This is a genomic window from Mesorhizobium sp. Pch-S (assembly GCF_004136315.1).
Classification (GTDB): domain Bacteria; phylum Pseudomonadota; class Alphaproteobacteria; order Rhizobiales; family Rhizobiaceae; genus Mesorhizobium.
Genome location: NZ_CP029562.1, coordinates 602,242 through 616,826 on the forward strand (window position 1 = coordinate 602,242; position 14,585 = coordinate 616,826).

Genomic DNA, 14,585 nt, shown 5'->3' on the forward strand with positions numbered 1-14,585 from the left:
ACCGGCTTTCAGCTGATGAGGGGCTGTTTTTTGATGGCCTGTTCGAACCACCGCATGGAATTTCTGCCCGATGCCCACAGTCGCCCCGCTTGATATCGACGGCCATTGCGTCGCCGCTGTTTTCCTCAACGACGTGCCGCATTTCGCATTTGCCGACGGCTCGGTGCACAGGCTGGACAATGGCCACAAGACCGTTCAGGCCAATGACGGTCTGCTTGCCGCAGTCCATGACCCGCTCAACGAGCGGCTGATCACCGGGGGCGAGGACGGCAAGGTGTTCTCGGTCAAGCCCGATGGCGTTGTCGAGGAGCTGGCCGCGGCAGGTCGCAAGTGGATCAGCAGCGTTGCCGCCGGACCGCAGGAAGCGGTCGCCTATGGCGCGGGCAAGAGCGCTTTCGTCCGCTTCAAGGACGGCAAGGTGAAGGAGTTCCAGCATCCACGTACCGTGGAAGGGCTGGCTTTTGCACCACGCGGCATGCGTATCGCCGTCGCTCGCTACAATGGCGCCACGCTGCATTTCCCGGCCACCGACGGCAAACCGACCGAACTGGAATGGGCGGGCGCGCATACCGGCGTCAGCTTTTCGCCAGACGGCAATTTCCTGGTCACCACCATGCAGGAAAATGCCCTGCATGGCTGGAAACTGGCCGATGCCAAGCACATGCGCATGTCGGGTTATCCCGCCAAGGTGAAGAGCCTGTCGTGGAGCGCGCGCGGCAAGTGGCTGGCCAGCTCCGGCGCGCCGGCAGCGATCGTCTGGCCATTCCAGGCCAAGGATGGGCCGATGGGCAAGGCGCCGTTGGAACTCGGCACGCGTGGCAATACGATGGTCACCTGCGTCGCATGCCATCCCAGCGAAGACGTCGTCGCGATCGGCTACGAAGACGGCATGGTCATCGCTGCCCGCTTCCAGGACGCCAAGGAAGTCATGCTGCGCCGCCCAGGCAAGGGCGCCATTACCGCGCTGACCTGGGACAAGGCCGAGCGTCGACTGGCGTTCGGCAGCGCCGTGGGCGACTGCGGCATCATCGACATCACTGCCTGATCGTCAGCCGGGCCTTGCGAGCGCGGATGGCCTGCGCCGCAGTGCCAGCCCGTCGCGCATGTTGAGCGACAGCAGGATGATGTTTGCCGCCCCGGCCATGAGCTCCAGCAGTTGAACGACGACGAAGGTGGCATCGAAACGGCCCTGCTCCGCCCAGTTGGCGAGCATGTTGGCCGACGGCAGCAGAACCAGCATGCCATTGGCGGCGATGAAGCGCATGCGGCGTTTCTTGCGCTGGACGACAGGGCTCTTCCAGCCTTTGCCTAGCGAAAAGCCGGAAACTCCAGCCAACACCATGGCGGGAATGAGCACGAGCATGCCGGCGAGTATCCCCGATTTCACGACTGCGATCGCGGCGACATCACCAGACAATTCGGCCACCGCCGTCGACAGCCAGAAACAGACGACGGCAAGCAGCGCGACGGCACCAGCCGCCGCGTGGATCTTCGCTTTCATCGCGATCTCCTACGATTTGAATAGCATGCTATATATCATTGCATAGCATGCTATTCAATAGCTATTCCTGAGCCATGAGATTCCAGAAAGAACGCTCGGCCGGGTTCCTCGCCAACCAGATGGCACGCCTGTTCGCCAAGGGCCTGCAACGACGCATCGGCCCGCTGGGTCTGGCGCCGGCGCAATTCATGACCCTGCTTGCGCTTTGGGACGAGGATGGGTTGACCCAGAGTGAACTGGTGCGTCGCCTCGACGTTGAGCAGGCTACAATGGCCAACACCTTGACACGCATGGAGCGCGACGGGCTGATCGAGCGGCGATCCAACCCGTCGGACGGGCGATCGCAGTCCATTCATCTGACGGAAAAGTCAAAACATCTCTGTGACCCGGCCACCGATGCCGCCCGCGCCCAGAACGCCACCGCCCTGGCTGATTTCACCGACCAGGAGAAGGAAATGTTCCTCGCGCTGATGCGCCGCGCCATCGCGGCCATGCATGACGACTAATCTGCGCGCATCGCCGCAGATATTTCGACCCGAATCCGGAATAAAATCGCTGAACCAACACTCCTTTGCCAGGCGGCCAATTGCGGTCTGCGATCGCATTTGCTTAGAGTGCGCCACGCTAACAGGGGGAGTGAATGAGCGTAAGCAAGGGTTCGAACAGCATCATCGGCGGCATCGACGCCAGGCGCATCGCCGAACTGCGTGCGGCAGAGGCCGAGATTTTCAAAAAAGCCCGTCCGAAATCGCAGGCCCGCACGGGCAATGGCATCGCCGGCTATTTCGACGGCGTGCCGATGCACTGGATGACCGATTGGCCGACGCCGTTCCCGATCCTTGTGGAAAGCGCCAGGCGCGCCACCATCACCGACGCCGACGGCAACCAGCTCGATGACTTCTGTCTCGGCGATACCGGCTCCATGTTCGGCCATTCGCCGGCACCGGTCGCCCGCGCCATCCGCAAGCAGGCCGGGCGCGGCCTCACCTACATGCTGCCGTCCGAAGATGCGCTGGCCGTCGGCACGCTGCTGCAGGAGCTTTTCGGCCTGCCCTACTGGCAGATCGCCACCACCGCCACCGACGCCAACCGCTTCGCACTGCGCGTTGCGCGCGCCGTGACCGGCCGCGACAAGATCCTCGTTTTCAATGGCGCCTACCATGGCTCTGTCGACGAGACGATGGTGCGCATCAAGGACGGCAAGCCGATCAACCGGCCCGGACTTGCCGGCGAATTCCGCGACCTGACCCAGCGCGCCAAGATCGTCGAGTTCAACGACCTGCCGGCTCTGGAAGCAGCGCTGCAGGCAAAGGACGTGGCTTGCGTCATCACCGAGCCGGTGTTGACCAATTCCTGCATGGTTCTTCCGCAACCTGGCTTCCACGAGGCGCTGAGGCGCCTTACCCGCGAGACAGGCACGCTGCTTTTGATCGACGAGACGCACACGATCTCGACCGGCCGCGGCGGCTACACCCAAACCCATGGCCTCGAGCCCGACCTTTTCGTCCTCGGCAAGCCCGTCGCTGGCGGCGTGCCAGCGAGCGTCTGGGGCATGAGCGAAGAGACCGCCTCGCGTTATGCCGCCTACAACCGTGGCAAGGAGCCCGGCTATTCCGGCATGGGCACGACGCTATCGGCCAATCCACTGCAGTTCGCCACGATGCGCGCCACGCTGGAAGAGGTGATGACGGCAGAAAACTACGCCCATATGGAAAGGCTGGCGGGCAAACTCGCCGCCGGGCTGGCGGCGGCGATAAAACGTTATCACTTGCCCTGGCATGTCATGCGTGTCGGAGCCCGTGTCGAGTTCATCTGCGCACCCGGTCCGCTTGGCAATGGCGCCGAAGCCGAAAGCGCGCATGCGCCGGAACTGGAAGCAGCCGTACACGTGGCGCTGGTCAATCGCGGCGTGCTGATCGCGCCGTTCCACAACATGATGCTTATCTCGCCCGTCACCACGGCGGCACAGGTGAAACGGCTGGTTGCCGCCTTCACCGAAGTTGCCGCCAGGCTCGCGGCATGAGACAAGCCAGACAACAATCGAGTGCAATCATGACTTCACCTTCCGGCTCGACGCCTGCCGAGGCTACGGCATTCCTTGATGCCCATCCCGAAATCGAAGCCTTCGACATCATCCTGACCGACGCCAATGGCGTCGGGCGCGGCAAGATCCTGCGCCGCCATGAACTTGCCGGCGTCTATGAAAACGGCCGTCATATGCCGATCTCCATTCTCGGCCTCGACATTACCGGTGAAGATGTCCACGAAACCGGCCTGATCTGGGACTCCGGTGACGGCGACCTGCGCGCCTGGCCGATCCCCGGCACGCTGGTGCCCCTGCACGGCACCACTCCGCCGCGCGGCCAGGTCCTGATGGCGATGTATCATCTCGACGGCGAGCCGATGACATCGGACCCCCGCCATGCACTCGCCCGCCAGGTCGAGGCGCTGGCCGCCAAGGGGTTCCATCCGGCCGGCGCCTTCGAGCTCGAATTCTTCCTGCTGGCCAACGACCGTGACGCCGACGGCAAGGTGCAGCCGGCCAACGCCGTGCTCGACGGGCGCCGCAGCGGCAAGACCGAAGTCTATTCCGTCGACCATCTGCACGGCATGGAGCCGCTGTTCTCCGACATCTACGCGGCGGCCAAGGCGCAAGGCATTCCAGCCGAAACCGTGATCTCGGAATATGCGCCGGGCCAATACGAGCTGACGCTGAACTATCGCAAGGACGTGATGCGCGCGGCCGATGACCTGATCATGCTGAAGCGCGTGGTGCGCATGCAGGCGCGCCGCCACGGCGTCACCGCCTGTTTCATGGCCAAGCCGATCGAAAAATACGCCGGCTCCGGCATGCATTTCCATGTTTCGCTGCTGGACGGGGCTGGCAAGAACGTCTTCACCGAGGCGACGCCTGGCACCTGGTCGCCGCTGCTGCTCAACGCGCTTGGCGGGCTCGCCGAGACGATGGCAGAATCCATGCTGGTGTTCGCTCCGCACGCCAATTCCTGGCGTCGATTCGTTTCACAATCCTATGCCCCGGTAGCCCCGACCTGGGGCGTCAACAACCGCTCCGTGGCTTTGCGCGTGCCGGCCGGCGATGCAAAAAATCGACGCATCGAACACCGGCCATCCGGTGTCGATGCCAATCCCTATCTGGTTGCAGCGACCATTCTGGCAGGCGTTGCCAAGGGCCTCGACGAAAAGCTCGATCCAGGCCCGGAGGTCACCGGCAACGGCTACGAGGCTGCGGGCGAGGCTAAGACAAGGATGCCCATCGACTGGCGGGCAGCGATCGACGCCGCGCGCGCTTCATCCTTCCTGAAGAGTGCGCTCGGACCAGACCTGCACAAGACCTTCGTCGAGATCAAATGGGCCGAATATCTGCGCGTCGCCCGTACGGTCAGCGAACTCGACTACCACCTCTATCTGCACGAGGTGTAGGCGCTCGCCGAAGCTTGGAGCGTTTCCTTTGCGCAATTCTGGACGGAAAACCGCTACGCGCTTTTCCTGGAATTGCTCTAGCGCACCAGGATAGCCCTGAGGTCGTTGACGTTCGTGCCGGTCGGCCCCGGCACGAACAGGTCGCCCACGGCGTTGAAAGCGGTCCAGGCGTTGTTGCCGGCGAGCAGCGCCTTGGCGTCAACGCCGTTACCGCGCATCCGCATAACGGTCGAGCTGTTGCAGAACGCACCGGCATTGTCTTCCGAACCGTCGATACCGTCAGTGTCGGCAGCCAGGGCGTCGATGCCCTCGACGCCGTCGACGCCGATAGCAAAGGCCAGCAGGAATTCCGAATTACGGCCACCCTTGCCCTTGGCACGCAAAGTCACCGTGGTTTCACCACCGGACAGGATCAAAACCGGCTTGTTGAAGGGCCGGTTGCGCACGGCGACCTCGCGGGCGATCGCGGCATGCACGGAACCGACCTCGCGCGCCTCACCCTCCAGTGCATCGGAGAGGATGACCGCCTCGATGCCGCGGCGCTTTGCCTCCATGGCGGCGGCTTCCAGCGAGACGGCGGCAGAGGCGATGACGTGCACCTCGTTGCGGGCAAATTTCGGATCGTCCGGACGCGGCGCTTCAGACGTCGGCGAGTTGATGTGCGCCATCACCGCGTCCGGCAACTTCATGCCGTAAGCCTTGATGGCGGCGAGCGCTTCGGCGCGGCCGGCCTCGTCCGGAACGGTCGGCCCGGAAGCGACAAGTGCCGGATTGTCACCCGGGATGTCGGAAACGATCAGCGACACCACCCTGGCTGGCCATGCGGCAGCAGCGAGTCGTCCGCCCTTGATGGTGGAAACATGCTTGCGGATCGTGTTCATGGCCGAAATCGGCGCACCGGAAGCCAGCAGCGCCTCGTTGACGGCGATCTCGTCCGCCAGCGTCAAGCCACCGGCCGGCGCCGGCAGCAGCGCCGACCCGCCGCCGCAGACCAGCGCGACGACCAGATCGTCCTCGCTGAGCCCCGAAACGATCTCCTGCAGGCGCTTCGCAGCGGCAAGGCCGGCGGCGTCTGGCACCGGATGCGCAGCTTCGACCACCTCCAGATGCCTGGTCGGCGCGCCATAGCCGTAGCGCGTGACGATCAGCCCTTCGATCGGTCCGTCCCAAACCTTTTCAAATGCCGCGGCCATCTGGGCCGAACCCTTGCCCGCGCCGATGACGATGGTGCGTCCCCGTGGTTTCGCCGGCAGATGCCTGCGGATCGTCAGCTCTGGGTCCGCCGCGGCCACGGCAGCCTCGAAGATCGCGGTGAGGAAGGCCTTCGGATCGAGGGTCATGGAGAAGCCTTTGTTTAGCGGCGGATGGAGAAGTCAGTCACCGGATGGCGGCAGGGCAAGCTCGGCGCGGTCCACGCCGAGGTGCACGCACAAAGCATCGACCACGACATTGTGGTCTTCGCGTTCCGGCAATCCGGAAACGGCGATCACGCCGATGACGCCGGCTCCCTTGACGGTGACCGGAAAGCCTCCGCCGGCCAGAACATATTCCGAAATGTCCAGTCCCTCGCCGACCTTGAAAGTGCGGTCCGGTCGCTGCTGTTCGAGGACAAGGCGATAAGTACTGCGCAGATAACGCTTCACGACATTGATCTTGCGCCGCGCCCAATCGGGATTTGAGGCATTGGAGCCTGGCATGGCGGCGTAGAACAGCGGACGGTCGAAGGTGCGGATCTCCACGATGATCGGCATGTCCTGCTTCAGCGCCCGCTCGCGGATCGCGCTGCCGATCTCGAAGGCCACAGCCTCATCGAAGCGTTCGAAAACCAGCGTCGCCTCCTGACGCTTGATCGTCTCGATATCGTCGCTCGCGGCCATGCTTCCTCCCAGAAGGCACGAATATCCTTTCGCGTTTACGGCAAACTGCCCTTGGGTCAAGGGCAGATCAGGAATTCGCCATCACCAGATCGCTCTTGGCCGGCTTTCCGGCGACATAAACCTCGCGCACGACGCGGTCGTCGCCGACCGTCTGCAGCAGGAACAGCTCCTCAGCCAGCGAGTTGATGCGTTCCGAACGCACCTGCAGCAGCGGCGTCGCCCGACTGTCGAGCACGACGATGTCGGCGTCAGTTCCTGCCTCCAGCGTGCCGACGCGGTCGGCCACCGACAGCGCCTCGGCATTGCCACGCGTGATCTGCCAGAACGACTGGAACGGATTGAGCTTTTCACCCTGCAGCGCGATGATCTTGTAGGCTTCGTCCATGGTGCGCAGCATCGAATAGTTGGTACCGCCGCCGACATCGGTCGCCGTCGAAATGCGCAGCGGCTTTTCGCGGCTCCGGTAGGCCTGATAGGCGAACAGGCCAGATCCGAGGAAAAGGTTGGAGGTCGGACAGAAGACGGCGACCGCGCCTGTATCCGACAGGACGTCGGCTTCCCGCTCGGAAAGATGGATGCAGTGGCCCAGAAGGGTTTTCGGGCCCATCAGGCCATAGTGTTCGTAGACATGGGTATAGTCCTTCGACCAGGGATAGAGTTCCTGGGTGAAGGCGATCTCGGCGTGGTTCTCGGACAGGTGTGTCTGAATATGCAGGTCCGGATGCTCGCGGGCGAGCGCCTGCGCCATTTCCATCTGCTCGGGGGTGGAGGTGATGGCGAAGCGTGGCGTGATCGCGTAGAGGCCGCGGCCCTTGCCATGCCAGGCGGCGATGAGCGCCTTGGTATCGTCATAGCTCGATTGCGGCGTATCGTGCACGGCTTCCAGCGCGTTGCGGTCCATCATCACCTTGCCGGCGATCACCAGCATGTCGCGATCATAAGCCTCGGCAAAGAAGGCTTCCGCGGATTGCTTGTGCACCGAGCAGTAGGCGGCCACCGTCGTGGTGCCTTGACGGATCATCTCGTCGAGGAACAGCCGGGAGATGCGGCGGCCATGCTGTGCGTTCTCGAATTTCGACTCTTCGGGGAATGTATAGGTGTTCAGCCAGTCGAGCAGTTCGGCGCCGTAGCTGGCGATGATCTGCATTTGCGGCATGTGCACATGCGCATCGATGAAACCGGGCAACAGCAGGTGCGGGCGGTGATCGATCACGCGCGCGGCGGAACCGGCACGAGTCGATACCTCGGCGTAGGAGCCTGAAGCGACGATCTTGCCGTTGGCGACGAGCACGGCACCGTCTTCCTCATAGGCGTAGGCGGCGCGATCATCGATCGTTTCCGGCCAGCGCAGGAAGGACAGGGTGCGGCCGCGCAGCAGTGTTGTGGTCATTGTCGCTCTTGCTTCCGTATCAGGTTTTCACTTCGCATCCGCTTCGCAGACACCTTCACCCCGAACGGCGATGGTCCTGCTGCCCGAGCCTTGCCCACCGGTGGTCCGGCACGAAGGTGTCAGCGAAACGGATCAACCGGCATTCCCTAAGGATGCCGACGATGCCTACTTCTTCTTGCCGGCTTCTTCGAACCAGGTGACCAGCAGCGCGCGCTCCTGGTCGGTGATCTGGGTAACATTGCTGGGCGGCATGGCGTGGCTGCGGCCGGCCTGCAGATAGATCTCTCGGGCGTGTTCGGCAATCGTCGCATCGCTGTCCAGGATCACACCCTTGGGCGCGTGATAGATGCCTTCATAGACCGGCTCCTGGGTATGGCACATGGAGCAACGGCCGAGAACTGCGTCGCGCGCTGCCGGGAAATGTGTGGAGGTCGTGTAGACCTCGGCGGCCGAAGAGACCTTCTGCTCGCCGGTCAGCACCTTCGGCACCGTCGACAGCCACATGATGATGACGAAAAGGATGGCAGCGGCGAGCCAGGTCCAGGTCGGATTGCCCTTGCGGGCATGCTGCGTGTTGAAGAAGTGGCGGATCAGCACGCCGATCAGGAACACCAGCGAGGCAATGATCCAGTTGAACTGCGTGCCGAACGCCAGCGGATAGTGGTTCGACAGCATCAGGAACAACACCGGCAGCGTCAGGTAGTTGTTGTGCGTCGAGCGGGTCTTGGCGATCTTGCCGTATTTCGGATCGGGCTTGCGGCCGGCGATGAGGTCGGCGACCACGATCTTCTGGTTCGGAATGATGATCATGAAGACGTTGGCCGACATGATCGTGGCGGTGATGGCACCGAGATGCAGGAAGGCGGCACGTCCGGTGAAGAGATGCGTCAGGCCCCAAGCCATGAACACCAGGATCCCATAGAGAACCAGCATCAGCAGCGTGTCGTGATTGCGGAGCGGCGAGCGGCACAGAAGGTCGTAGACGATCCAGCCGGAGGCCAGACAGGCGAGCGAAATCAGGATGGCGACGGGCGCCGAGACGTCGAGCACGTTGCGGTCGATCAGGAAAAGGTCTGCCCCGGCATAGTAGACGATCGCCAGCATGGCGAAGCCGGAGAGCCAGGTGGCGTAGGATTCCCATTTGAACCAGGTCAGGTGTTCCGGCATCTCGGCGGGTGCCACCAGATATTTCTGGATGTGGTAGAAGCCGCCGCCGTGGACCTGCCACTCCTCGCCATGCGCACCTGCCGGCAGGCCGGGCCGCTGGCGCAGACCAAGGTCAAGCGCGACGAAGTAGAAGGACGAGCCGATCCAGGCGATGCCGGTGATGACGTGCAGCCAGCGCACCGCGAATGCCATCCAATCCCAGAAAATCACATAGTCGAGCATGCTCCACCCCTTCGTGCCGATCAGTCGACATTACGGACTGGCGCGCAAATCGAAAGAGGCGGGTGACACGATGACTTTCAAAAAAAATTGGAAAATAGTAGCCTGCTATCAAAATCAGGCGCAAAGGGGACGCCCTGGACAATGGCTTATCTCGACAACATCGCTGTCTTCGTTCGCGTCGTCGAATTGGGCAACCTGTCGGCGGCGGGGCGCGACATGCGCATTTCGCCGGCGGTTGCATCGAACCGCATCAAGGAACTCGAAAAACACCTTGGCGTGCGCCTGTTCAACCGCACGACCAGACAGTTGATGCCGACCGAGCATGGAACCGTGTTCTATTCCGGCGCCAAGCAGGTGCTGGACGCCATCGTCGAGGCGGAAGCGGCCGTCGCCGCCCTGTCCGGTCAGCCACGCGGCACCATTCGCGTCACTGCGCCGCTCGGACTCGGACGGCGCCTGATCGCTTCCGGCATACCGGATTTCCACGACACCTATCCCGATATCGAGGTTCGCCTGCGCCTGTCCGACCACAATGTCGATATCTTGAAGGAAGGCATCGACGTGGCTTTCCGGCTCGGCGTGATCGAGGATTCGTCGCTGAGAATGCGCGGCATCATGGAATGCGAGCGCGTGCTGGTCGCGTCGCCGAAATATCTCGCAGCGCGCGGCGAACCGACCGACTCCAGCGAACTCATCGGCAGGAAACATGACTGCCTGATGCTGCGCTATCCCGGCAGCAGGGAATTCTTCTGGATGCTGCAGACGCCGGAAGGCGTGGTGAAGTTCGAGGTGCACGGCCCCTTCGACAGCGACGATGGCGACGTGCTGACCGAATGGGCGCTGGCCGGCCGCGGCATCATCAACAAACCACGTTTCGAGGTCGAGCCGTACATCCGCGACAAGCGGCTGCAGGTCATCCTGACCAAGACACCGCCGACACCGGTGCAGTTCGCCGCTGTCTATCCACACAAGAAGCTGCAGGACCCCAAGGTGCGACTGCTGCTCGACTTCATGGCCGACCGCTGCCAGAAACTGATCCGCGACATCCTGGCTGGGAAATAGCTGGAACCATCGGGCCAGACTGTTCGTTGCGACTTGTATGGCAAGCGGGAAGACGCCACTCTCATCTCGCTAGCCGAGTCCGCAAGCCTCCCCCATAAAATCAGGAGATCCCGATGGCTGAAGTCCAGACCAAGAACGATTTGAAATCGAATACCCGCACGACCGCGATCGCCATCCTGAACGCGCGTCTCGCCGAAGCCATCGATCTCGCGCTGATCACCAAGCAGGCGCACTGGAACGTCAAAGGCCCGCAGTTCATCGCCATCCACGAAATGCTCGACGGATTCCGCACCGAACTGGATGGCCATGTCGACACCATCGCCGAACGCGCGGTGCAGCTCGGCGGGACTGCCCATGGCACTTTGCAGGATGTCACCAAGGCGACCACGCTGAAGCCCTATCCGACCGATATCCACAAGACCAAGGATCATCTGGCGGCGCTGATCGACCGTTATGCAGCGATCGCCAAATCCGCCCGAGCCGCGATCGATGAAGCCGACGAGGCGGGTGATGCCGACACGGCCGACATCTTCACCGCCTATTCACGCGCGCTCGACAAGTCGTTGTGGTTCCTGGAAGCCCACACGCAGGAAAAGGAATGAGGGACGAAGCGTAGCTCTCAGGCGGCTTCCGCGCCTGCCCCGACCTGATGCCGGACCAGCGCCGTCATCATTTCGGAAGCCGCAAGTGCCGCAATGACCGGCGGACGCTTGTCCTTCACGGCATCACCTCCGATCGGCGAGACGAGCCGTTCGAATTCCGTCTCCGAACCGTTGGCGGTCTTCAGGAACCAGCTCCTGAAGGTCGCCTTCTTGGTCTTGGAGCCGATCATGCCGACATAGGCGGTGTCATCGCGTTTCAAGGCTTCGGCGGCGATCAGGAAATCCAGCGCGTGGTCATGGGTGAGCACGGCGAAAGCCGACCCCGCCGGCGCCTGCCGGACCATTTCCTCGGGCATGGCGGTCAGCCTGGTCTCGACGGCTTCGGTGATACCCTCCAGTTCCTCGGCCCGCGTCTCCACGACGACCACATGGATGGGCAACAATGATACCGAGGCGGCAAGCGCCTTGCCGACATGGCCACCACCGAAAATGTAGAGATGCGGTAAATGCTCTTCTTCGGCTTCGGCCGCGACGATCAAATCGGCAGCCATCGCGTCATCCACCAGCCTGATCAGAACTTCGACACGCCCCCCGCAGCACTGACCGATTTCCGGCCCCAGCGGCACATCGAGCGTCGCACAGACTTCCTGTACGTCGATGCGGTGAACCGGCGCCTGTACGCCCTTTCGCGACGGCAGCACGCCCGACATCTGGCGGGCCTTGTCGATCGCCATGTATTCGAGCTGGCCGCCGCCGATCGTGCCATAGGTCGCCAAAGGCGAGACCAGCATATAGGCGCCCTTCTCGCGCGGCGTCGACCCGCGCGTGCCAGCCACTTCGACCAGCGCAATCGGGCCGGAGCCGGCAAGGAATTCTTTCAGGTCCTGCACTTTCAAGGTCATGATCGCATTCCCGTCCTGGGAATATAACACTTGTTGCGTCGGATTGCCCGGTCGGCAGGCCTACGCCTTACCGCGCGCTTCCTTCTTCAGCCGCTCGACCGCCATCAGCACCCGCTCCGGCGTGGCCGGTGCATCGAGGCGCGGGCTGATCTTGTGATCGGCCACGCTGGCGACCGCGTCGGACAGCGCCTGCAACACCGAAATGCCGAGCGGCAATGGCGGCTCGCCGACCGCCTTGGAGCGGTGGATCGTCGGTTCATAGGCCTGCGACCAGTCGGTCAGGGCGACGTTGAAGATCTTCGGCCGGTCCGACGCCAGCGGGATCTTGTAGGTCGACGGCGCGTGCGTGCGCAGCCGACCCTTGCCGTCCCACCACAGCTCCTCGGTGGTCAGCCAGCCCATGCCCTGGACGAATCCGCCCTCGACCTGACCGATATCGATCGCCCGGTTCAGCGAGCGGCCGGTGTCGTGCAGAATGTCGGTGCGTTCGATGACGTATTCACCTGTCAGGGTGTCGATCGAGACTTCCGAGCACGCGGCGCCATAGGCGTAATAATAGAAGGCGTGGCCCCGACCCTTGGCGCGATCCCAATGGATCTTCGGCGTCTTGTAATGCCCTGCCGCCGAAAGCTGGATACGATTGAGATAGGCCTGCTTGACCAGTTCGTTGAAGGAAATCTCCTGGTTGCCGATACGGACCCGGTTGGGCAGGAACACGACCTGATCGGCCGGCACGGAGTATTTTTCCGCCGCGAAATCGATCAACCGGTCCTTGATCTGCCGGGCAGCGTTCTGGGCAGCCATGCCGTTGAGATCGGCACCCGACGATGCCGCCGTCGGCGCGGTGTTCGGGACCTTGGCCGTGGTCGTTGCCGTGATCTTCACCCGCTCCAGGTCGATCTGGAACTCTTCGGCCACCACCTGCGCCACCTTGAGATGCAGGCCCTGCCCCATCTCGGTGCCACCGTGGTTCATATGCACCGAACCGTCATTGTAGATATGCACCAGCGCGCCGGCCTGGTTGGACTCGGTCTTGGTGAACGAGATGCCGAACTTGACCGGCGTGAGCGCAATGCCGCGTTTGATGAAGCGGCTGTTGGCATTGAACGCCGCGATCTCGCGACGGCGCCCGGCATAATCGGCGCTTTCCTCCAGTTCCGCCACGATGCGGTGGATGATGTTGTCCTCGACCTTCTGGTGGTAGGGCGTGACGTTGCGTTCGCCGGTCGCGCCCATGGCATCGTAGAAGTTGAGCTTGCGGATCTCGAGCGGATCCTTGCCGACGGCGAAGGCTACCTCCTCGATGACACGCTCGGCGCCGACCATGCCCTGCGGGCCGCCAAAGCCACGGAAGGCGGTGTTGGATACGGTGTTGGTGTAGAGCGGCGCCGACTTGGCGTGCACGTTCGGATAGAAATAGGCGTTGTCGCAGTGGAACAGCGCGCGGTCGCCGACCGGACCGGACAGGTCGGCCGAGAAGCCGGCATTGAGCGCGAACATGAAGTCGACACCAAGGATGTTGCCCTCGTCGTCGAAACCGACATCATAGTCGATGACGAAATCGTGCCGCTTGCCGGTGGCGGTCATGTCCTCGTCGCGGTCGAGGCGCACCTTGACCGCACGCTTGTGTTTCTTGGCGGCGATCGCAGCGATGGCTGCACACTGATTGGCCTGCGTTTCCTTGCCGCCGAAGCCGCCCCCCATGCGCCGTACTTCCACGGTGACCGCGTGGCTCGGTACGCCGAGCACATGCGCAACGAGGTGCTGAGTCTCGCTCGGCCCCTGCGTGGAGCAATGGACGATGACCTCGTCATCCTCGCCCGGGACCGCGAGAGAAACCTGACCCTCCAGGTAGAAATGATCCTGCCCGCCTAATTTCATGCGGTTCTTGATACGGCGCGGCGCTGCCGCAATCGCCGCATCCGGATCACCACGCTTCAAAGTCAGCGGCGTCACCACCTGCCTGTCCTTCAAAGGATCGAGGTCCCAGATGTTGAGGATCGCCGGCAATTCTTCGTATTCGATCTTCGCCAGCCGCGCGGCGCTGCGTGCCGCTTCACGGGTCTCGGCGATGACCGCAAAGATCGGCTGGCCGTGGAACTGCACCTTGCCATCGGCAAAGACCGGGTCGTCATGCATGCCGCTGGGCGACACGTCATTCTCGCCGGGCACATCCTCATAGGTCAGCACGTCGACCACGCCGGGCGCGGCGCGCACTGCCGACAGATCGACCTTCTTCAGCCTGGCATGCGTGACATTGGAGAGGCCGAGGCCGACATGCAGCGTGCCTGCCGGCTCCGGCAGGTCATCGATATAGACCGCGGTGCCGGCGACATGCTTGTGCGCGGAATCGTGACGCTGGTCAGTGTGGACACCGCCGACGATTTTCTGCGCCTTGAGATTTGGGGTGTGCTTGGTCAT

At 62.9% G+C, this 14,585-nt stretch carries 13 protein-coding genes; 6 read left to right on the forward strand and 7 right to left on the reverse strand.

All coding sequences use genetic code 11. The features are described from left to right. The first annotated feature begins 70 nt into the window (after positions 1 to 70). Entirely contained in the window at positions 71 to 1,045 is a 975-nt protein-coding gene (locus C1M53_RS02840; RefSeq protein WP_129410857.1) for a WD40 repeat domain-containing protein, read from the forward strand. A gap of 3 nt (positions 1,046 to 1,048) precedes the next feature. On the opposite strand, the gene C1M53_RS02845 is transcribed toward C1M53_RS02840, so the two are convergent. Then, on the reverse strand, positions 1,049 to 1,501 hold the full coding sequence (locus C1M53_RS02845) for a hypothetical protein (protein ID WP_129410858.1): 453 nt from the start codon (positions 1,499 to 1,501) through the stop codon (positions 1,049 to 1,051). 74 nt (positions 1,502 to 1,575) lie between these two features. Between C1M53_RS02845 and C1M53_RS02850 the strand changes: the two genes are divergently transcribed. The 3 genes from C1M53_RS02850 (at position 1,576) to C1M53_RS02860 (ending at position 4,942) form a co-directional block, all read left to right on the forward strand. After that, on the forward strand, positions 1,576 to 2,007 hold the full coding sequence (locus C1M53_RS02850) for a MarR family transcriptional regulator (protein WP_129410859.1): 432 nt from the start codon (positions 1,576 to 1,578) through the stop codon (positions 2,005 to 2,007). Positions 2,008 to 2,141: 134 nt separating this feature from the next. Beyond that, positions 2,142 to 3,524 (forward strand): aspartate aminotransferase family protein, encoded by a 1,383-nt coding sequence (locus tag C1M53_RS02855; protein WP_129410860.1) that lies wholly within the window; start codon positions 2,142 to 2,144, stop codon positions 3,522 to 3,524. A 29-nt stretch (positions 3,525 to 3,553) separates the two neighbouring features. After that, on the forward strand, positions 3,554 to 4,942 hold the full coding sequence (locus C1M53_RS02860; protein WP_129410861.1) for a glutamine synthetase family protein: 1,389 nt from the start codon (positions 3,554 to 3,556) through the stop codon (positions 4,940 to 4,942). Between the two features lie 77 nt (positions 4,943 to 5,019). Here the strand turns inward: C1M53_RS02860 and C1M53_RS02865 are convergent, their stop codons facing one another. The 4 genes from C1M53_RS02865 to C1M53_RS02880 all read right to left on the reverse strand — a co-directional run bounded on the left by C1M53_RS02865 (position 5,020) and on the right by C1M53_RS02880 (position 9,598). Continuing rightward, positions 5,020 to 6,282: a glycerate kinase gene (locus tag C1M53_RS02865; RefSeq protein WP_129410862.1), complete on the reverse strand. Its 1,263-nt coding sequence runs from the start codon at positions 6,280 to 6,282 to the stop codon at positions 5,020 to 5,022. Between the two features lie 33 nt (positions 6,283 to 6,315). Beyond that, positions 6,316 to 6,819, reverse strand: coding sequence for a heme-degrading domain-containing protein (locus C1M53_RS02870; RefSeq protein ID WP_129410863.1), 504 nt, complete (start codon positions 6,817 to 6,819; stop codon positions 6,316 to 6,318). A 67-nt stretch (positions 6,820 to 6,886) separates the two neighbouring features. Continuing rightward, positions 6,887 to 8,209, reverse strand: a complete 1,323-nt coding sequence (gene guaD / locus C1M53_RS02875; protein WP_129410864.1) for a guanine deaminase — start codon at positions 8,207 to 8,209, stop codon at positions 6,887 to 6,889. 165 nt (positions 8,210 to 8,374) lie between these two features. After that, positions 8,375 to 9,598 (reverse strand): urate hydroxylase PuuD, encoded by a 1,224-nt coding sequence (locus C1M53_RS02880; RefSeq protein ID WP_129410865.1) that lies wholly within the window; start codon positions 9,596 to 9,598, stop codon positions 8,375 to 8,377. Between the two features lie 141 nt (positions 9,599 to 9,739). On the opposite strand from C1M53_RS02880, the gene C1M53_RS02885 reads away from it, so the two are divergent. Continuing rightward, complete coding sequence (locus C1M53_RS02885; protein WP_129410866.1) at positions 9,740 to 10,660, forward strand: LysR family transcriptional regulator; 921 nt, start codon at positions 9,740 to 9,742, stop codon at positions 10,658 to 10,660. A gap of 113 nt (positions 10,661 to 10,773) precedes the next feature. Then, positions 10,774 to 11,262: a DNA starvation/stationary phase protection protein Dps gene (gene dps, locus C1M53_RS02890; protein ID WP_129410867.1), complete on the forward strand. Its 489-nt coding sequence runs from the start codon at positions 10,774 to 10,776 to the stop codon at positions 11,260 to 11,262. A 17-nt stretch (positions 11,263 to 11,279) separates the two neighbouring features. Here dps and xdhC read toward each other — a convergent pair whose 3' ends face one another. Both xdhC and xdhB read right to left on the reverse strand, forming a co-directional pair. Then, positions 11,280 to 12,164, reverse strand: coding sequence for a xanthine dehydrogenase accessory protein XdhC (gene xdhC, locus C1M53_RS02895; protein ID WP_129410868.1), 885 nt, complete (start codon positions 12,162 to 12,164; stop codon positions 11,280 to 11,282). A gap of 60 nt (positions 12,165 to 12,224) precedes the next feature. Continuing rightward, positions 12,225 to 14,585 (reverse strand): xanthine dehydrogenase molybdopterin binding subunit, encoded by a 2,361-nt coding sequence (gene xdhB, locus C1M53_RS02900; protein ID WP_129410869.1) that lies wholly within the window; start codon positions 14,583 to 14,585, stop codon positions 12,225 to 12,227.